At 66.8% G+C, this 17,836-nt stretch carries 16 protein-coding genes; 3 read left to right on the top strand and 13 right to left on the bottom strand.

All coding sequences use genetic code 11. From position 1 onward, the window contains the following. The 3 genes from mreD to OY559_RS02490 all read right to left on the bottom strand — a co-directional run bounded on the left by mreD (position 1) and on the right by OY559_RS02490 (position 2,814). Positions 1–486 (bottom strand): rod shape-determining protein MreD, encoded by a 486-nt coding sequence (mreD, locus tag OY559_RS02500; protein ID WP_277728555.1) that lies wholly within the window; start codon positions 484–486, stop codon positions 1–3. Next, positions 483–1,649, bottom strand: coding sequence for a rod shape-determining protein MreC (gene mreC / locus OY559_RS02495; protein ID WP_277728554.1), 1,167 nt, complete (start codon positions 1,647–1,649; stop codon positions 483–485). The genes mreD and mreC overlap by 4 nt, the downstream gene beginning before the upstream one ends. 118 nt (positions 1,650–1,767) lie before the next feature. After that, positions 1,768–2,814 carry a rod shape-determining protein gene (locus OY559_RS02490; protein ID WP_055937350.1) on the bottom strand — a complete coding sequence of 349 codons (1,047 nt, stop codon included), beginning with the start codon at positions 2,812–2,814 and terminating at the stop codon, positions 1,768–1,770. A 315-nt stretch (positions 2,815–3,129) separates the two neighbouring features. On the opposite strand from OY559_RS02490, the gene OY559_RS02485 reads away from it, so the two are divergent. Further along, entirely contained in the window at positions 3,130–4,062 is a 933-nt protein-coding gene (locus OY559_RS02485; protein ID WP_142123240.1) for a carbohydrate kinase family protein, read from the top strand. Positions 4,063–4,261: 199 nt separating this feature from the next. Further along, on the top strand, positions 4,262–5,674 hold the full coding sequence (locus tag OY559_RS02480; protein WP_277728553.1) for a GGDEF domain-containing protein: 1,413 nt from the start codon (positions 4,262–4,264) through the stop codon (positions 5,672–5,674). A 16-nt stretch (positions 5,675–5,690) separates the two neighbouring features. On the opposite strand, the gene OY559_RS02475 is transcribed toward OY559_RS02480, so the two are convergent. The 8 genes from OY559_RS02475 to OY559_RS02440 form a co-directional block, all read right to left on the bottom strand. Then, a complete protein-coding gene (locus OY559_RS02475; RefSeq protein ID WP_277728552.1) occupies positions 5,691–5,987 on the bottom strand; it encodes a hypothetical protein in 297 nt (98 codons plus the stop codon). 132 nt (positions 5,988–6,119) lie between these two features. Continuing rightward, positions 6,120–7,001, bottom strand: a complete 882-nt coding sequence (locus OY559_RS02470; RefSeq protein ID WP_277728551.1) for a metallophosphoesterase — start codon at positions 6,999–7,001, stop codon at positions 6,120–6,122. Positions 7,002–7,176: 175 nt separating this feature from the next. Continuing rightward, the gene (locus OY559_RS02465; protein ID WP_277728550.1) at positions 7,177–7,899 is read right to left on the bottom strand and encodes a hypothetical protein; all 723 of its coding nucleotides are present in this window, start codon (positions 7,897–7,899) and stop codon (positions 7,177–7,179) included. An 11-nt stretch (positions 7,900–7,910) separates the two neighbouring features. Further along, on the bottom strand, positions 7,911–8,876 hold the full coding sequence (locus OY559_RS02460) for an alpha/beta fold hydrolase (protein WP_277728549.1): 966 nt from the start codon (positions 8,874–8,876) through the stop codon (positions 7,911–7,913). A gap of 15 nt (positions 8,877–8,891) precedes the next feature. Then, the gene (locus tag OY559_RS02455; protein ID WP_277728548.1) at positions 8,892–10,805 is read right to left on the bottom strand and encodes a M1 family metallopeptidase; all 1,914 of its coding nucleotides are present in this window, start codon (positions 10,803–10,805) and stop codon (positions 8,892–8,894) included. A gap of 190 nt (positions 10,806–10,995) precedes the next feature. Then, positions 10,996–11,757 (bottom strand): bifunctional demethylmenaquinone methyltransferase/2-methoxy-6-polyprenyl-1,4-benzoquinol methylase UbiE, encoded by a 762-nt coding sequence (gene ubiE / locus OY559_RS02450; protein ID WP_277728547.1) that lies wholly within the window; start codon positions 11,755–11,757, stop codon positions 10,996–10,998. A gap of 89 nt (positions 11,758–11,846) precedes the next feature. Beyond that, positions 11,847–13,508: a metallopeptidase domain-containing protein gene (locus tag OY559_RS02445; RefSeq protein ID WP_277728546.1), complete on the bottom strand. Its 1,662-nt coding sequence runs from the start codon at positions 13,506–13,508 to the stop codon at positions 11,847–11,849. A 234-nt stretch (positions 13,509–13,742) separates the two neighbouring features. After that, positions 13,743–15,455 (bottom strand): metallopeptidase domain-containing protein, encoded by a 1,713-nt coding sequence (locus tag OY559_RS02440; protein ID WP_277728545.1) that lies wholly within the window; start codon positions 15,453–15,455, stop codon positions 13,743–13,745. Between the two features lie 68 nt (positions 15,456–15,523). Between OY559_RS02440 and OY559_RS02435 the strand changes: the two genes are divergently transcribed. Continuing rightward, complete coding sequence (locus OY559_RS02435; protein WP_277729894.1) at positions 15,524–15,979, top strand: nucleoside deaminase; 456 nt, start codon at positions 15,524–15,526, stop codon at positions 15,977–15,979. A 16-nt stretch (positions 15,980–15,995) separates the two neighbouring features. Here OY559_RS02435 and OY559_RS02430 read toward each other — a convergent pair whose 3' ends face one another. Together OY559_RS02430 and hslU are read right to left on the bottom strand one after the other, a co-directional pair. Beyond that, on the bottom strand, positions 15,996–16,334 hold the full coding sequence (locus tag OY559_RS02430) for a zinc ribbon domain-containing protein YjdM (RefSeq protein ID WP_277728544.1): 339 nt from the start codon (positions 16,332–16,334) through the stop codon (positions 15,996–15,998). Positions 16,335–16,428: 94 nt separating this feature from the next. Further along, the gene (gene hslU / locus OY559_RS02425) at positions 16,429–17,817 is read right to left on the bottom strand and encodes an ATP-dependent protease ATPase subunit HslU (protein WP_277728543.1); all 1,389 of its coding nucleotides are present in this window, start codon (positions 17,815–17,817) and stop codon (positions 16,429–16,431) included. Positions 17,818–17,836 lie beyond the last annotated feature (19 nt).

Below are 17,836 nucleotides of genomic sequence, written 5' to 3'. Positions count from 1 at the left end.
TCAGCCCCGCTTGCGGCGACCCAGCCGCAGCGCGTCCATCAGCACGAACAGCGGCGGCCACAGCAGCATGCCCACCAGCGGCGCCCACCAGTATTCCCAGGGCAGCGTCGGTTCGCCCAGCGCCAGGTGCACCACCGTGGTGACGATGCGGTCGTTGAGCAGCAGGCCACCGATGGCCAGCGCCTGCTGCGACATCGGGAAGAAGCGCAGCCGCGCGCGGAAGCGCTGCAGGATGAATGCCATGATGAGCAGCCGCAGCGCCTGTTCGCCCAGCAGGGTCCCGAACATCAGGTCGGCGACCAGGCCGATGGCGACGGCGAAACCGAGGCCTGCGCTGTCCGGCGCCTCGATCACCCAGTACGCCACGATCAGCGCCAGCCAGTACGGGCGCAGCGGCTGCAGCAGGTCCGGCAACGGCAGCAGGCCCAGCAGCAGGGCGACGATGATGCTCAACGGCATCAGCCAACCGGCGCGCGCGCGACTCATCGCTGCGGCTCCTGCGGCGGAGGTTCAGTGGGTCGGGCGCGCGCGTTGAGCCCCTCTCCCGCCGGGAGAGGGGTTGGGGTGAGGGTCGGGACGTTCGCAGTGTTCGGCGCTCGCGGAGAAACCGTCGCGGGCGCGGTAGAGGCTTGTTCGGCCGCATCCACACTGCCTTCGTTGCCCCTCACCCCAACCTCTCTCCCGACGGGAGAGGGGCCTTGGGTCGCGGGCGCGGACGCCGGCACGTCTTCGGGCTGGGTCGCGCCTTCCACGGGCGACGACGCTTCGGGCAGGAACCGCGCCGGATCGGCCGGCGGCAATGGCTGTGGCGGCGCGGACTTCAGCAGCAGCACATCGCGGCCGCGATCCAGGCGCGCGGACGGCGTGACATCGCCCACCAGGAAGGCATGGCTGTCATCCGTACGCAGGGCCGAAATCGTGCCGACCGGGAACCCGGCCGGGAAGCGGCCACCCAGGCCGGAGGTCACCAGCAGGTCGCCCACCTGCACGCCACTGTTGAGCGGCACATCGGCCAGTTCCAGCAGATCGTTGCGGCCACGGCCATAGACGATCAGCCGCACGCCATTGCGCGCGACCACCACCGGCACCGCGTGGTCGGGGTCGGTCAGCAGCAGCACGGTGGCATGGGCGGGGGTAGTCTCGATGATCTGTCCCATCAGTCCGCCCGCGTCGATCACCGACTGCCCGACGGTAGCCCCTGCGCGGCTGCCCGCGTCCAGCACCAGCCGCTGGCGACCGGGCGCCAGGTCGATGTCCAGGATAGGGGCCAGTTGCACGTCCAGCCCGCGGGAAGTCTTCACACCCAGCAGCGCACGCAACTGCGCGTTGTCGGCCGCCGCCGTCTGCAGGCGGGCGAGCCGGGCGTTGGCGACCAGCGCATCGTTGCGCAGGCGCGCGTTCTCTTCCTGCAACCCGCTGCGCGTCACGGCATCGTCCTGTACGCGGGTGGTCACGCGGCCGGGCAGGCCGGCCAGCCACCACAATGGCTGCGTGACCACGTTGGCCTGCGCACGCACCTGCGACAGCCAGCCACCGCGATGGTCCAGGATCACCAGCGCAATGGTCAGCGCCAGATAGCCCAGCAGTCGAAGCGTGCTGGCGACTTCACCGGGGCGGGAGGCGACGGGGGGACCGGCGTAGGAAGGCACGGGGGGCTAGAAGCGAGTGGAGAGGAACGAGAAGTGAGGAGTGAGGGGTGCAACACAGGCCATGGCAGGGGAGTCGCTCCGACTCACTTCTCACTCCTCCCCACTCGTTCCTGCCTCATCATTCCGGCGCGAAGAACTCGTTGCCGTGCATGTCCACCAGTTCCAGCGCGCGGCCACCACCGCGGGCCACGCAGGTCAGCGGATCGTCGGCCACCTGCACGTGCAGGCCGGTTTCCTCGCTGATCAGGCGGTCCAGGTCGCGCAGCAGGGCGCCGCCGCCGGTCAGCACGATGCCGCGCTCGGCAACGTCCGCGCACAGTTCCGGCGGGGTCTGTTCCAGGGCCAGCTTGACCGCGCTGACAATGCCGGACAGCGGCTCGTGCAGGGCTTCCAGCACTTCGTTGGAGTTGATCTTGATCATCTTCGGCACGCCTTCGGCCAGGTTGCGGCCGGAGATCTCCATCTCCTGCACTTCGGCCTGCGGGTAGGCGCAGCCGATCTCCAGCTTGATGCGTTCGGCGGTGGCTTCACCGATCAGCATGCCGTGGTTGCGGCGGACGTAGTTGGTGATGAATTCGTCGAAGCGGTCACCGCCGATGCGGACCGACTGCGAGTAGACGATGCCGTTGAGCGAGATCACCGCCACCTCGGTGGTGCCGCCGCCGATGTCGATGACCATCGAACCGCGCGCCTCGGTGACCGGCATGCCGGCGCCAATGGCAGCGGCCATGGGCTCCTCGATCAGGTAGACGTCGCGCGCGCCGGCCTCTTCGGCCGATTCCTTGATCGCGCGGCGCTCCACCTGCGTGGAACCGGCCGGCACGCAGACCAGTACGCGCGGGCTGGGCCGCAGGAAGCGCGACTTGTGCACCTTCTTGATGAAGTACTTCAGCATCGCCTCGGTGTAGGTGAAGTCGGCGATCACGCCGTCCTTCATCGGGCGGATGGTGGTGATGTGGCCCGGGGTGCGGCCCAGCATCTGCTTAGCCTCCGCGCCGACCGCCGCGACCGAGCGCGAGCCGCCGATGGCACGGTCCTGGCGCACCGCCACGACCGAGGGTTCGTTCAGCACGATGCCCTGTCCGCGCACATAGATCAGGGTATTGGCCGTGCCCAGGTCGATGGACAGGTCGTTGGAGAACATGCCGCGGAGCTTCTTGAACATCGGGGGACGGGTTCCTGCTGGGGGCGGATCGCCTTGAAATGGCGATTTTTTGGGCAAAAAACGAAGTCAGCTAGCCTAACAATCCGGCATGGTGCGGGCAAGGAAAAATCTCGTGAATACAAGGGGAAAACCGCTCTCCGCGGCACCCCCACGCCCGCTTCGGCCCGGTCGTCGCGCGACCACCGTCACCGGATCAAGGCTGGTCGGCACCGGCCCCAGCCGGTAACCTTCGCACCGGCGCGCCGGGAATGGGGCGCACGTCCCGCTTTTCCTGCGGCCCGGGACGGCCGCATCCGCCTCCAGCCGAGTCTGCCGATGTCCGCACTGATCTGTGGTTCCCTTGCCTACGACACCATCATGGTGTTCCCGGACCAGTTCAAGAACCACATCCTGCCGGACAAGGTGCACATCCTGAATGTGTCGTTCCTGGTGCCGCGCATGCGCCGCGAGTTCGGCGGCTGCGCCGGCAACATCGCCTACAACCTGAAGCTGCTGGGCGGTGATCCGATCCCGATGGCCACGGTGGGGCAGGATTTCGGCCCGTATCGCGAGCACTTCACCGAGCAGGGCATCCGCCTGGAGAAGGTGAAGGTGATCGACGAGCTGTTCACCCCGCAGGCGTTCATCACCACGGACCACGACAACAACCAGATCACCGCCTTCCATCCGGGCGCGATGATGCGCAGCTACGAGAACCACGTGAAGGACGTGGCCGGGGTGACGTTCGGCATCGTCAGCCCCGACGGACGCGAAGGCATGATCCAGAACGCCGCCGAGTTCGCCGAGGGCGGGATCCCCTTCATCTTCGACCCGGGCCAGGCCATGCCGCTGTTCAATGGCGAGGAACTGCGCCACTTCATCGAACTGGCGGACTACGTGACCGTCAACGACTACGAATCCAACCTGCTGCAGGAACGCACCGGCTGGAGCGAGGCCGATATCGTCAAGCGCGTGAAGGCCTACATCACGACCCGTGGCCCGCACGGTTCGCAGATCCACACGCCGGACAAGACCTACGACATCCCGCCGGCGCACGAGCGCCGCGTGACCGACCCCACCGGCTGCGGCGACGCCTTCCGCGCCGGCCTGATCTTCGGCATCGAGAAGGGCTACGACTGGCTGACCATCGGCCGCATGGGCAACCTGATGGGGGCCTTGAAAGTCGAGCACCCAGGGACTCAGAACCAGCGCTTCGACTACGACGAGTTCAACGAGCAGTTCAAGCAGCAGTTCGGCTATTCGCTGTAACCCGAACCGATACATTCCCATGTCCCGCCGCGGCGCTGGCCGCGGCAAGGTGGCTGGCGCACTCGCGCTGCCGATGCGCAATGCGTAAGGTAAGGCCGGGGAATGGCGCTGGCGCCGGTCCCCGCGCCGTCAGCAATCAGGCAGGGGCAGCATGGTCGGGCAGCAACGCCAACCCACTCCACGGGATCCGAGCGCTCCCGTGTCCGCCCTTGCCCTGTTCCGTCGGTTGTCGCTCCAGGCGCTGCTGGTCGCCGCGGTGGCCTTCCTCGCCAGCGGCCTCGGCATCCTGACCCGTCCCGAAAAGCAGCTGGCCGCGTTCTGGCTGACCAATGCATTGCTGTTGGGGCTGTTCGCGCGTCGTCCGGCCCTGGCGTCACCCGCCGGCTGGGCGGCCGCTGCGCTGGGCTATGTGGCGGCGGACCTGCTCACCGGTACGTCACTGCCCACCACCTTGCGCCTGACGGCGGCAAACCTGGCGGGCGTACTGGCCGGCTATCTCCTGTTCCGCCACATCCGCGAGGAAGACCGCCGCCTGCAGCATCCACTGTCCATGCTGGGGGTGCTGGCGGTATCGGCAACCGCAGCGGTGGGCGCGAGCGTGGTGGGCAGCCTGACCTCGCACGCGATGATGCGGATGGGCTTCCTGACGGCCAGCGGCTTCTGGTTTTCCGCCGAACTGGTCAGTTACGTGACCATCCTGCCGGTGGTCCTGCTGGCACCCGCACCCGGGGAAGTGCTTCGCGACCTGCGCGACGGACTGCATCGCGCACGCCAACGGCCCCTGCTGCTGATGCCACTGGTCGCGCTGGCGCTGACGATCCTGCTGGGCGTGGCCATCGGAGGGCCGGGCGCCATCGCCTTCCCGGTGCCGGCATTGCTGTGGTGCGCGTTGGCGTATCGCCTGTTCACCACGGCGGTGATCACGGCATTGCTGTGCATGTGGACACTGGTCGCGATCGCGACGGGCCTGATCGATCTGCACTTGCAGGAGACCAGCGTGCAGCCGGTCATTTCGCTGCGCATGGGCATGGCGTTGCTGGCGGTGGCGCCCCTCACGGTCGCCAGCGTCAATGCGATGCGCAACCGCCTGCTCGCCACCCTCAACCATACGGCCGACCACGATGCGCTGACCAACGCATTGAACCGCCGCGCCTTCCTGCGCCGCGGCGGCGACCTGATGGCGCAGTCCCATCGCCGCAGCGAACCTGTTGTCGCGATGATGCTGGACATCGACCACTTCAAGTCGGTCAACGACCGCCATGGGCACGCCGCGGGCGACGCCGTCCTGGCCACCTTCGCGCAACGGATGCGAACGCACCTGCGCGAAGACGGCCTGTTCGGCCGGCTGGGCGGCGAGGAGTTTGCGGTGCTGCTGCCGAGCGTCGACGCCGTGTCGGCCATCGCCGTGGCCGAGCGCCTGCGCGCGCTCGCGGGCGAACCCATGCCGCTGGACGATGGGCGCATCCTCGACATCACGGTAAGCGTCGGCGTGTCCGCGCCATCCACTCCGGAGGGCGCCGATACGCTGGAACGGCTGCTCAACCAGGCCGACGTGGCGCTCTACCGCGCCAAGGCGATGGGGCGGAACCGGGTGGTGGCCAATACGCAGTGATGCCAGGGCATCCGGATCAGTAAGGGTGCGGAAGGCCCGCCATCCTGCGCATTTCGCGGTACATATCACCAAGCATCGCACGGTCGGCGGGGTTGAACAGACCGACCTCTCGCAACATTGGGGACGCATCGTCGGCGATCATGCGCGGCACGCCTGTGTCGATGACATGTGGCTCGCCATTCTCGAACAGCAACACTTCGGGGCGCGCGTGATCACTGTTGACGTCCACCGCATACACCCTCCCCTGGTGACGGCTTTCCACGCGATCCACGAGGGTATGCGCCACCACTATGCGGTCGGCAGAGAACTCCACCAGCGCAGCATCGATCTGCTCCCGGCCGGCCAGCGGATACGCTTCCGGCAGGACCGTCAGATAGCCGCGATACTGTGTAAGGCCCTCGACGCCGAAGATGGCTTCCAGCGCCGCAGGGCTGGCGTTCTTCCCTCAAGCTGTCAGGTAATCGCGGCTGGCTGCATTCAACACCGGTATCGTCAGGTCCGCATCCACGACGCGCGGACTTATGCCGCCGTGCACGAACACGACGCGTCCCAACTGCAACGCAACCGGTTGCGCGCGCAACCAGTCGCCGATGACCGTGCCGCTGGCGAGGGCCTCGGCATAGCCGCCCATCTTTATCATCGCGTAGCGATGCTCCGGGTGCGCACGCGAATAGTTGCTGCGCAATACGTACTGCTCATGGTTCCCCAGCACCACGTGCACCGCCCCTCCCGCCGCATGCGCCTGCTGCGACAGCGCATACAGGCGCCACAACACGGCGAACACATCACGACCGCGGTCGACGGAATCGCCCAGTACGACCAGATGTCCGTCGCCGTAGCCCCAGTTACCGTCCGCATCGGCAACCCCCAGACGCGCCAGTGCTGCGTCGAGAAAGCGACGATTGCCTTCCAGGTCGCTGATCACCACCAGCTTCGCGGGCATGGGTCCCACAGGCGCTGGCTCTGGCGCATCAGCCAGCATGAACGCGTGCCGTGTGCCGCCGCAGTGCACTTCCAGCAGTTCCCCGCGCCCAGTCATCTGGTGTACCCGGTCTTCGCAGAACCAGCGAGCCGTCCACTCCCCGTCCGGCACATGGCTGACGACGGGACCATCCAGGAAGCCGGGAATGCGTACCGCGTCTCCCGTGCCGGAATAGATCGGCAGCGCGATGGCGCCGCTGCCTGGCAGTGGAACCAGCAGGCGCTGATGAACGCCATGGGGCGTCGATTCCACTTTCGCTGCAGCCACCAGCATCAAGCTGCCGCCGATCAGCAGCCCCGTACACACGACGAACGCCTGCAGCAGGCGTCTTGGCAACAGCTTCATCTCACCTCCTTGTGTGGATCACTTCACTCGGCAGTGACGCATAGCCACTCCCTCGGCTCAAGGTTGCCGCCTTCTACGGGCGAAGACACCTCTTGCGCGACCAATCCCATCAGTACGCGATGAAACCCGAAAGTACCCGCACGAACCGCCCCGAATCCAGCACGGCAGTGAGGTATCAATCCCATCCCGGCATCTGGCCGCCATCCAGCCCACCGGTCTCGAACACGGCCTTGTGCGCGCTGCCATCCTTCACCGTGAACTCGATTTCCAGCACCTTAGTCTTGCGCGCGAGCCGCCACAGGGCCTTTTCGTCGTCGATGAACATTGCGGTGGCTTCGTCGGTATCCGGCCGGTTTGCCGACATCCGCTTCGGTGCGGCACCGTCCGCGACCACCGTCACCTGGCAGCGGCTGTAGCACGCCCGGGCGAAGTCGCTGGCCTGCAACACCAGATAGCTGCTGCGCTTCCAGGCGGGATGGTCGCGGAACACCAGTTGCACCGGCTTGGCGCCGCTGCCGTCCACATCCACCGGTTCCTTGCTCAGCAGCGCGGCCGAGCGCTGCGTGCCACCGTCGACGGCGACCTGCGAGTAATCCCACAGGGCTTCCATCCGGCGCTGCTCGCGCGCGGCTTCGGCCTTGCCCTTCACGTCGTCCAGGCCCGGGCCGATGCGGGCAGCCGCCTCGCTCTGCGGATACTGGTCCAGCAGCGCCACGCCGTGGATGCGCGCCATGTCCCAGTCGCTGGAGGCCACGGCGCTGTCGTATTTCTTCGCCAGATCGGCAGCCTGCTGCTCGACGGCGGCCGCCTGCGCGGCGGCAGCGGCAGCACGTTCGGCTTCGCGATCGCCGCAGGCCGAGATGGCCGCGCAGGCGATCGCCAGCAGGAGGGATTTCATTGCGTGCTTCTTCATCGGGGTGCGCCTCGCTGGATCAACAGGGCGACTGCGGCCGCCACCTCGTCGGGTTTTTCCATGATGGACATATGGCCGCAACCATCGAGTGAAACCTGCATGGCCTGCGGGATCCTGGCCGCGTAGAGCGCCATCGCGCTGGGATCGATCACGCGGTCCTGCCGGCACCACAGCAGCAGGGCTGGCTGGCGGATCCGCGCAGCCATCTCGCCCGGCAGGAAGCGTTCGTCGCTGCGGCCGATGCGGTCCAGCACCTGCTGTTCGAACGGCGCCTGTGCGATGCGCCAGTCGATCAGCGCCCGCGACGCCGGCCACGGGATGGACGGCTGCACGCCGCGATCATGGAAGACGGTATCGAGGTAGCGCTGCAGCGACGCAGCGTCGTGGACCGCGAACGGATTCTGTCCGGCCAGCACTTCGATGCCGAAGCGGTTGTCGGCGAACCGAACGCCCGCCGCATCGATGAGGCCCACGCGTGCGACGAGTTCAGGATGCCCGGCCGACGTGATCGCCACGATGCCGCCGCCCATCGAATGGCCGAGCAGCACGATGGGGCTGCCGTCGCGTCGCACGTGCGCCAGGAACGCCGCCAGTCTCACGGCCTGCGCCGAGAATCCGTAGTCGGCCCCGGAAAGACGCTGGCTCTCGCCCCAGCCCGGCAGGTCGGGGATGACAAGCCGATACCGGCCACCCAGCCGTGCCGCGAGCGGATACCAGTTCTCCTTGCTTCCGGTGAACCCGTGCACCATGACCACGGTGGGAGCCGCAGGGTCCTTCCCTTCGCGCTCGTCGTAGGCCCAACGATGGTCATCGATGACGACACGCTTTTCGGACAGCCCGACCCACGCTCCCTGCAACGCCATGGCGACGCGCAACGGTGCCATCGGATCGCGCACTGCCCACGCCACCAGCGCACAAACAAGAACGGCCACCACCAGGGCGGCCGTCCATGCGCGGGTCATGCGGACTGCCATGCCTTACGGACTTGCCGGCGCCTTCGCCAGCAGTGCCTCGACCGACCCGGTCGTGATCGGGTGGTAGCCCGGCCTGGCGCGCGCGAAGCTTTCCTTCGCCAGCGCGAGTCCTTCCGGTGTTTTCACCAGTTCCTCGTAGATCGGCATGATCAGTTTGCGGCGGCCGACCCGCTCGATGAACTTCGCGATCTCCGGACGCGCATCCACGTAGCCGCTACGGATCGTCAGCGGATACCAGCGCATGGCGATCTCGCCGTTGGCGGTGCCGGTGAAGTGATAGGCGTCGTCCAGCTGCTTGAGCTGCTCGACCGTCAGCGTCTGGCCCATGCCTTCGAGGAAGTGCACCCATTGCTGGGTCACCCACGCGCTGGTCAGCTGCGCATTCGGCAACTGGCCGCTGCCCTGCCACGCGATCCGCGCCGTGTCCGTGTTGGAGAAACCACGCGACTGCACCTGCGGCGCGCCGGCCGGGATACCCGGGCCGTACACCCACGCCTGGATCTCGGCATCGGTGACCAGGTTGGGATGCTTGTCGAACAGATTCTTCTTCGCGTAGTCGAGGAACTGCTCGGTGGTGATGCTCTGGAAGGCGAAGTGGTCGAAGTAACCACGCAGGAAGGCATCGAATTCCTGTCGACCGAAACGCTCCTCCAGCATCTGCAGGAACCACGCGCCCTTGTCGTAGGACACCGCGCTGAGTGCATCGTCGGCGTCCAGCTTGGTGCCGGGCTTCACCGCCAGCGACTGGGTGGCCTCCGGCATGGTGCCGATGTCCTTCTTCAGGCTGTTGCGCGCGATCGCGTATTCCATGCTGGCCTGTTCCTTGCCATACAGGGATTCGACGATGCGGTTCTCCACGTAGCTGGTGAAGCCCTCGTTGAGCCAGCCATGCTTGGCGCTGGAGAAGGTCACCAGGTTGCCCGACCAGCTGTGCGCCAGTTCGTGCGCGATCAGCGAGACCAGCGTCTTGTCGCCGACGATCACAGTGGGCGTGATGAAGCTCAGGCGCGGGTTCTCCATGCCGCCGTACGGGAACGATGGCGGCAGCACCAGCATGTCGTAGCGGTCCCAGCGGTAGGGGCCGTACAACTGCTCGGTGGTGGCGATCATCTTCTCGGTGTCTTCGAACTCCTTGGTGGCCTTGTCGACCATCGCCGGCTCGGCCCATACGCCGCTGCGCGCGGAAATCGGCTTGAACACCAGGTCGCCCGCGGCGATCGCCATCAGGTACGACGGGATCTTCTGCGGCATCGTGAAGGTGTAGTCGCCGTCGCGCGCAGCGGCCGGATCGTTGTCGGCGCTCATCAGCACCATCACGTCCGGACGCGAGGTCACGTGCGCGCTGTAGGTGTAGCGCACCTGCGGCGTGTCCTGCAGCGGCACCCAGCTGCGCGCGTGAATCTGCTGCGACTGGCTGAACATGAAGGGCAGCTGCTTGCCTTCGGTCATCTCGGGCGTCAGCCACTGCAGGCCCGAGGCCTCCGGCGAGCTGGTGTAGGTGACCCTGACCTTCGCGTTGCGCGCCGGCGTCTCGATGGTCAGCTTGCTGCCCAGCACCGGGTCCTTGGCGGCCAGCGCGTATTGCAGCGGGGCCCAGGCGTTGTTCGCTTCACCCTCGACCTTGGCGATGGTCAGGTCGCGCGTGTCCAGCACCAGTTGGGTGGCGGCCTTGTCCTTCCAGTCCAGGGTGTAGGTGGCGGTGCCGCCGATCGTCCTGGTGTCGAAATCGACGGCGATGTCCAGCGCCAGGTCGGCGATGGCGACCTTCTGCGGTTCGGCGTAGGAATGCTCGTCGTGGTCGGCGACCTGGGCGACGGCAGGTTTCTTGGGCGCGGCCACGGGAGTGGACTCGGGTTCCTTGGAACACCCGGCCGCCAGCACGGCGGCGCAGGACAACAGCAAAGCCAGTGAACGCATCAGGGGACTTCCAGCGATCGGGGGAAGCGCACAGTTTACCCCTCCGGGAGGAGGCTGCCTTGCGCGCGTCCGTCCGGTGCGCGTTCCGTGTGCCCCTGTAGGAGCGGGCCATGCCCGCGATGCTCTTGCCGGTGGTGATGGAAAAGCATCGCGCCCAAGGGGCGCTCCTACAGTGGTCTGGACGCCCGTGTCAGACCTTGTAGCCGGTGTGGATGGCCACGATGCCGGCGGACAGGTTGCGGAAGCTGGTGCGGGCGAAGCCGGCGGCATCCATCATACCCTGCAGCTCGGCCTGCGGCGGGTGCTTGCGGATACTCTCTGCCAGGTACTGGTAGCTGTCCGCGTCCTGCGCGAACAGCTTGCCCAGCCTCGGCAACACCTTGAACGAATGGAAGTCGTAGACCGGCTTGAACCAGTCCACGGTGACTTCGGAAAACTCCAGCACCCGCGCCTGCCCGCCCACCTTCAGCACGCGATGCATCTCGCGCAGCGCGGCGTCCTTGTCGGTGACGTTGCGCAGGCCGAAGGCAATGGTGACCAGGTCGAAGCTGGCGTCGGGGAATGGCAATGCCTCGGCATTGCACTGCACGTACTCCAGACCCTGCACCAGGCCGCGGTCGGTCATGCGGTCACGACCCACCGACAACATGCCGGCATTGATGTCGCCCAGCACGATCTGCCCGGTGTCGCCCACGCGGTCCTTCAGCAGGGCGGCGATGTCGCCCGTGCCGCCCGCGAGGTCCAGCACGCGGTCGCCGCGCTTCACCTGGCAGGTGCCCACGAAGTAGCGCTTCCACACCCGATGGATGCCGAGGCTCATCAGGTCGTTCATCAGGTCGTAGTTGCCGGCGACCGACGTGAAGACCTCGCCCACCAGCTTCTGCTTGTCCTTGGCGGCGACATCGCGGAAGCCGAAATGGGTGGTGCCGCGCTCGTAAGGGGATTCGCTCATGTCCGGATTATCGCACTACCGGCCGGGCCAGCCCACGCCCTGGGTCCGCCACGCATCCAAGCAGGTCGGACGACCCCGGCCCGGGGCGCTCAGCGTTCCATCAGCGCACACACTGCCTGCAGCCGCAGCGCCCTGGGCAGGATGTCGCAGCCGCGCCTGCGGGCCCTTTCGGCCGGCGCTGCCACCGGCGTCACGCGGGGCGGCGGGCTGACCGGCGACGACGAAGCCGCGACCGTGGCCGGCTTCACGAGCACGGGCGCAGGCGAACTCATCGAGCGCGGTCGTGGCCCGACGCGCACCACGAAGCCATTCGCCGTCGCCGACACCACCTCGACCCAATGCAGGTCGTCGGGCGTGTTCCAGCGACCGCCCACCTTCAGCATCGAGCCTTCATTGCTCGACAGGGTGGCGGCGGGAACGTCACGGTCGATGCTGTAGGCGATGCCATAATCCTCCAGCTTGTGGATGATCACCGCGTCACCGGCCAGCTTGGCCTCGTAGGTCCCGGTGCGGCGCCGCGCTTCCAGCGCGTAGATCACGGTCTTGTACGGATCCGGTTGCGACGGCATCGCCAGCACGACCAGCTGCGCATTGGATGTCTGCATCAGACTGGCGGCATCCAGCACGAACTCCTGCATCTCGCGGTTGTCGGCGGCAATGGTGCGCTTGCGCGCCGACGGCAACCAGCCCAGACGTTCGCGCTGGTACATGTTGATGTGCTTGGGCAGCAAGCCGTAGGTCGCGTCGCTGGTCGCATTGCGCCAGGCATCGCTCATCAGGTCCCACGGATTGTCGTAGGTGTCGCTGTCGCCGTCGGAATTGTTCGAGTGCGGCAAGCCGTAGCCATGTCCCATTTCGTGGGCCAGCGGCGCGAGGTTGGCGAACGACCAGGGCGGGCTCCACGTTACCCGCGTGCAGGTGTACGCACCGTCGAGCGTCGCGCAGGCACCGCCGCCCCACGCATTGCCATCCAGTTCACCGTTGAACATCAGGTTGACGCCCTGGATGTTGCTGAAGTCCACCTCGGCATCCGCCGCCGCCGCGCAATCCGCGAAAAGCGTGGACAGCTGCGCCTTCTGCTTGCCGTTGGTGGTGGTCAGGTACGCGGCGCGCGGTTGCGGCAACGCGTACCAGCCGTGCGCGGTGCTTCCCGCAAGGTTGACCTGGCCGTAGGACACCTCCGACCAGTAGTGGCCCAGCTGGCCCGGCGCGTTGCCGTACTGCTCCTGGAAATAGGCGCGCGGCTTCTGCTCGCTTTCGATGTCGGCGAACTTGCACATCAGCGTCACCCAGCGCGTCGCGCCGAGCACCGGCGCAGCGGCCATCACGCGCCCATCCGCGCCTATCGATGTCGCCCTTTGGGGAACCCGTCCGGTGGGCACGATGGTGTCGATCACGGAGCGCGCCGACGAGGACGACATCACCTTCGTGGCCGGTGCCTGGTACGACACCGCGACATGGCGGTTCGCCAGCGCATACAGGTCGCCCGCTGCGCGCCGCGATTGCGCCGCATCAAGCGGCACGCGCTGGCCAGGACCGGTTTCCAGCCACACATCCAGTTGGGGCGCCGCCTGCACGCGGCCGGGCAGCGCGCGCGGGGGATCCGCCCACTGCAGTTGCAGGATGCCCTGCACGACGGTTTCCGCCCGCAGCGGAAAGGCCGGAAGAATGCCTGCGAATGCCAATACACAACCGGCGATGAGCACCCGAAGGCACATCTGCCGTGCATCGGCCGATCGGTGTTCGAGCACGCGCGACCCCGCTCACGATGGGCGGGCCGACATGGCACCGCCATGGGGGGTGTCGGCTGGCCTGGGCGCGTCTTGAGCAGGTTTCGTCGCGAACACGTGTATTCGCTACGCGGATGTTCCGAACTGCGATGCAGTGCAGGAATCGAACGCGAATCCCATCGTGTTCGCGATCGACATCGCGCATGCGCGCGATGTCGGGGGAATACCGGAATGTGTCGGGAGATTCCCTACATATCAGCGCTCGCGCTGTGCGCACGCCGCCGCGCGCAGGTTACCCGCATGCGCTGCACCGCAGCGCGCGGGTGGCCTCGCGCGGCTGGCATTGCGAGCCGCCGGTGCGACTGCCTGGATTGGCGTGGAAGGGGACGATACGGAAGCGGGCCTCACCAGCGCAGGCAACGGGCTGCTCATGATCCGCAGCGGACCCACCGTCAATACGAAGCCTGTCGCCGTCTGCGTCTTCACGGTGACCACATGCGACCCTTCAGGCGTGACCCAGCGCTCGCCCACCTTGAACATGGAGCCTTCATTGTTCGCGCGGTTGGCCGCCGGCACGTCGGCATCCACGCTGTACGCGGTGCCCGAGCGCTCGACCTTGTGGATGATCACCGCGTCGCCCGCGAGCGCATTCTCGTAGGTACCCTGGCGCTTCCGCGCCTCCAACGTGTAGACGATGGTCGCGTACGGATCCGCCTGGGGCGACAGCGAAAGCACGAGCATCTGCACGTTGCCCGAGGCCGGCAGGTGCGCATAGTCCAGCGCGATGTCGCGCGTCGCCAGGTCGCCCAGTGCGATCACCTGCTGGCGCGGCGCATCCACCCAGCTCAAGCGGTGCCGCTGGAACATGTTGATGTGCTTGGGGCGCGTACCGTACGTGGCGTCGCTCACCGCATTCGCCCAGCCGTCGCTCATGACGTCCCATGGATTGTCGTAGGTGTCGTCGTCGCCGTCGGAGTTGTCCGAATGCGGCAGGCCGTAGCCATGGCCCATCTCGTGCGCAAGCGGCGCCAGGTTGCTGAAGGACCAGGGTGGATTCCAGGTCACGCGTGTGCAGAGGTTTGTCCTGCCTTCCAGCGGCGCGCAACTCCCGCCACCCCACGCGTAGCCATCCAGGTCGCCGTTGAACATCATGTTCACGCCCTGCACGCTGTTGAAGTCCACCGTCGGATCCGCTGCCGCGCCGCAATCGGCGAACAGCTTCCTGAGATCGGCCTTGTCCTTGCCGTTTTCTTTGGTCACGTAGTGGCTGCGCGGCTGCGGCAACGCGAACCAGCCGTAGGCACTGCTGCCGGACAGGTTGATCTTGTCGTAGGACACCTCGCGCCAGTAGTGGCCGAGCTGGCCGACCGCATCCCCGTACTGGGAGTCGAAGAAGGCCTTGGTCTTCTGCTCGGTCGCGATATCGCTGAACTTGCACATCAGCGTGACCCAGCGCGTGTTGCCACCTACCGGCGCCGCCGCCATCACGCGTGCGTTGGCGGGATGCGCGGGTGCCGATTGCGTGACCCGATCCGCCGGTACGATGGCCTGGATCATGGGCGCGGACGACATCACCCTTCCCTGCGCCGCGAAAGACACCGCCACGCGGCGATTGGCCAGCACGTAGAGATCGCCTGCCGCCAGGCGCGCCTGGGCCGCATCGAGCGCGATGCGACTCCCATCGTCCTTCACCAGATGCGCGTTGAAACGGGGCGCCAGGCGCGTCTTCCCCGGCGCCGGCCGTGCGGGGTCGCCCCACTCGAGTTGCAGCAGCCCCTGCTCGATGTCCTGCGCGCGCGCATCGCCGATCCCCGCGAGACCCAGCATCGCCCATGCGATCGTCGCCAGCACGCGACCCTTCGTCGCCCCCGTCTCCATGTCCACCCCTGCTCCATCGCAATGCAGATGCGCGTCACGCGCGCCTGAGGCGTTGTAGTGCGCGCGCACGCGACGCACCGTGAGTGGCATCACATTCGGTGATGTGTGATGCTGGATTCTTGAGCAGCGTCACGCTGCATGCCAACGACGAACCCTTCATGAGCCCCACGCCCGACTACCACGCCCTCCTCGAAACCGCCATCGCCGAAGCGCGCCAGGGCCTGGCCGAAGGTGGCATTCCGATCGGGGCCGCGCTGTACCACAACGACGGACGACTGCTGGGCTGCGGCCACAACCGCCGCGTGCAGGAAGGCGATCCGTCGGTGCATGGCGAAACCGATGCCTTCCGCAAGGCCGGCCGCCAGCGGCGCTACCGCGACACCATCATGGTCACCACACTCGCCCCGTGCTGGTACTGCAGCGGGCTGGTGCGCCAGTTCAACATCGGCACCGTGGTGGTGGGCGAATCGGTGACGTTCCAGGGCGGCATCGACTGGCTGCGCGAGTCCGGCGTCAACGTCATCGACCTGCAGAGCCAGGAGTGCATCACGATGCTCGGCGACTACATCCGCGCCAATCCCGAGGTGTGGAACGAGGATATCGGCGAGGATTGACGCCGTCCCGCAAGTGTCACGCCTTGCGCACGAACTCCGATTTGAGCTTCATCGCGCCGATGCCGTCGATCCTGCAATCGATGTCGTGGTCGCCGTCGATCAGGCGGATGTTCTTGACCTTGGTGCCGACCTTCACCACCAGCGAAGACCCCTTGACCTTCAGGTCCTTGATGACGGTGACGGTATCGCCGTCCTGCAGCAGGTTGCCGTTGGCGTCCTTGATGACACGCGCTTCATCGCCAGCGACGACGGCATCGGCAGACCATTCGTGGCCGCACTCCGGACACACCAAGTGCGCGCCGTCCTCGTACGTATAGGCGGAGGCGCATTGCGGACAGGGAGGCAGCGTGGTCATGGGAATGAAGATGGTGTCCGGGGATGCGTCGATTGTAACCGACGCACCCACGCGCTCCGGAACGCAGAACCCGCCTTGCGGCGGGTTCCAAGGGTCACAGGATGTAGCGGCTGAGATCCGGATCCTGCACCAGCTCGCCGAGATGCGCATCGACATAGGCACGGTCGATGGTGACGCTCTGGCCGTCGCGATCCGGAGCCTCGTAGCTCAGCGTGTCCAGCAGCCGCTCCAGAACGGTATGCAGACGGCGCGCGCCGATGTTCTCCTGCCGCTCGTTGACCAGTGCGGCGATCTCGGCGACGCGGTCGATGGCATCGTCGCTGAAGCGCAACGCCACGCCCTCGGTCTTCATCAGCTCGACATACTGCTTGCTGAGCGCCGCCTTGGGCTCGGTGAGGATGCGGATGAAATCCTCCTTGCTGAGCGCCGACAGTTCAACGCGGATCGGGAAGCGGCCCTGCAACTCCGGGATCAGGTCGCTGGGCTTGGCCAGGTGGAATGCACCGGAGGCGATGAACAGGATGTGGTCGGTCTTCACCGTGCCGTACTTGGTCGACACGTTGCTGCCTTCCACCAGTGGCAGCAGGTCGCGCTGCACGCCTTCGCGGCTCACGTCGCCACCGCTCATCGTGCCGCCGCGCTTGGCGACCTTGTCGATCTCGTCGATGAAGACGATGCCATGCTGTTCGCAGGCTTCGATGGCGGCGGCGCGGATGTCGTCCTCGTTGACCAGCTTGGCGGCCTCTTCCTCGACCAGTTGCGGGCGCGCGGCCTTGATCGTCACCGTGCGCTTGTGGGTCTTGGCGCCGCCCAGGCTGGAGAACATCTGCCGCAACTGCTGGCCCATTTCCTCCATGCCCGGCGGCGTCATGATGTCGACGCCGACGTTGGCGGCGAGCTCAAGTTCGATCTCGCGCTCGTCCAGGTCGCCACTGCGCAGCTGACGGCGCAGTTTCTGCCTGGTTTCCGATTCCTTCGACGACGGTTCGGCGCCGATGTCGACGGTGGTCGTGGCGGCACCGAAGCCGAAGCCATTGCCGCCCGCCGCGTCGCGTCGCGGCAGCAATGCGTCGAGGATGCGCTCCTCGGCGCGCTCCTCGGCCTGCGTGCGCATGCGCGCCTTGGCCTGCTCGCGGTACATCTTGACGGCGGTATCGGCCAGGTCGCGGACGATCTGTTCGACGTCCTTGCCCACGTAGCCGACTTCGGTGAAGCGCGTGGCCTCGACCTTCACGAACGGCGCGTTGGCCAGCGTCGCCAGGCGGCGTGCGATCTCGGTCTTGCCGACGCCGGTCGGGCCGATCAGCAGGATGTTCTTCGGCATCACTTCGTTGCGCAGGCCGTCGTCGAGCTGCATGCGGCGCCAGCGGTTGCGCAGCGCGATGGCCACCGCGCGCTTTGCGGCCTGCTGGCCGACGATGTGGCGGTCGAGTTCCTGCACGATCTCGCGCGGGGTCATGGTGGAAGACGTGTTTTCGGTCATGGCGATGGTTCGGTAGGAG

Source organism: Pseudoxanthomonas sp. SE1 (genome assembly GCF_029542205.1).
Lineage (GTDB): Bacteria > Pseudomonadota > Gammaproteobacteria > Xanthomonadales > Xanthomonadaceae > Pseudoxanthomonas_A.
Note: the sequence above shows the minus strand (reverse complement) of the source record. Positions and strands in the feature narration are given on the sequence as shown.

Excerpts from the sequence above, each read along its gene's own strand:
- OY559_RS02465 (WP_277728550.1), bottom strand. The coding sequence starts at position 7,899 with ATGAAATCCCTCCTGCTGGCGATCGCCTGCGCGGCCATCTCGGCCTGC.
- OY559_RS02470 (WP_277728551.1), bottom strand. The coding sequence starts at position 7,001 with ATGAAGCTGTTGCCAAGACGCCTGCTGCAGGCGTTCGTCGTGTGTACG.
- OY559_RS02430 (WP_277728544.1), bottom strand. The coding sequence starts at position 16,334 with ATGACCACGCTGCCTCCCTGTCCGCAATGCGCCTCCGCCTATACGTAC.
- OY559_RS02455 (WP_277728548.1), bottom strand. The coding sequence starts at position 10,805 with ATGCGTTCACTGGCTTTGCTGTTGTCCTGCGCCGCCGTGCTGGCGGCC.
- OY559_RS02460 (WP_277728549.1), bottom strand. The coding sequence starts at position 8,876 with ATGACCCGCGCATGGACGGCCGCCCTGGTGGTGGCCGTTCTTGTTTGT.
- OY559_RS02440 (WP_277728545.1), bottom strand. The coding sequence starts at position 15,455 with ATGCCACTCACGGTGCGTCGCGTGCGCGCGCACTACAACGCCTCAGGC.
- ubiE (WP_277728547.1), bottom strand. The coding sequence starts at position 11,757 with ATGAGCGAATCCCCTTACGAGCGCGGCACCACCCATTTCGGCTTCCGC.
- mreD (WP_277728555.1), bottom strand. The coding sequence starts at position 486 with ATGAGTCGCGCGCGCGCCGGTTGGCTGATGCCGTTGAGCATCATCGTC.
- OY559_RS02435 (WP_277729894.1), top strand. The coding sequence starts at position 15,524 with ATGAGCCCCACGCCCGACTACCACGCCCTCCTCGAAACCGCCATCGCC.
- OY559_RS02490 (WP_055937350.1), bottom strand. The coding sequence starts at position 2,814 with ATGTTCAAGAAGCTCCGCGGCATGTTCTCCAACGACCTGTCCATCGAC.
- hslU (WP_277728543.1), bottom strand. The coding sequence starts at position 17,817 with ATGACCGAAAACACGTCTTCCACCATGACCCCGCGCGAGATCGTGCAG.
- OY559_RS02485 (WP_142123240.1), top strand. The coding sequence starts at position 3,130 with ATGTCCGCACTGATCTGTGGTTCCCTTGCCTACGACACCATCATGGTG.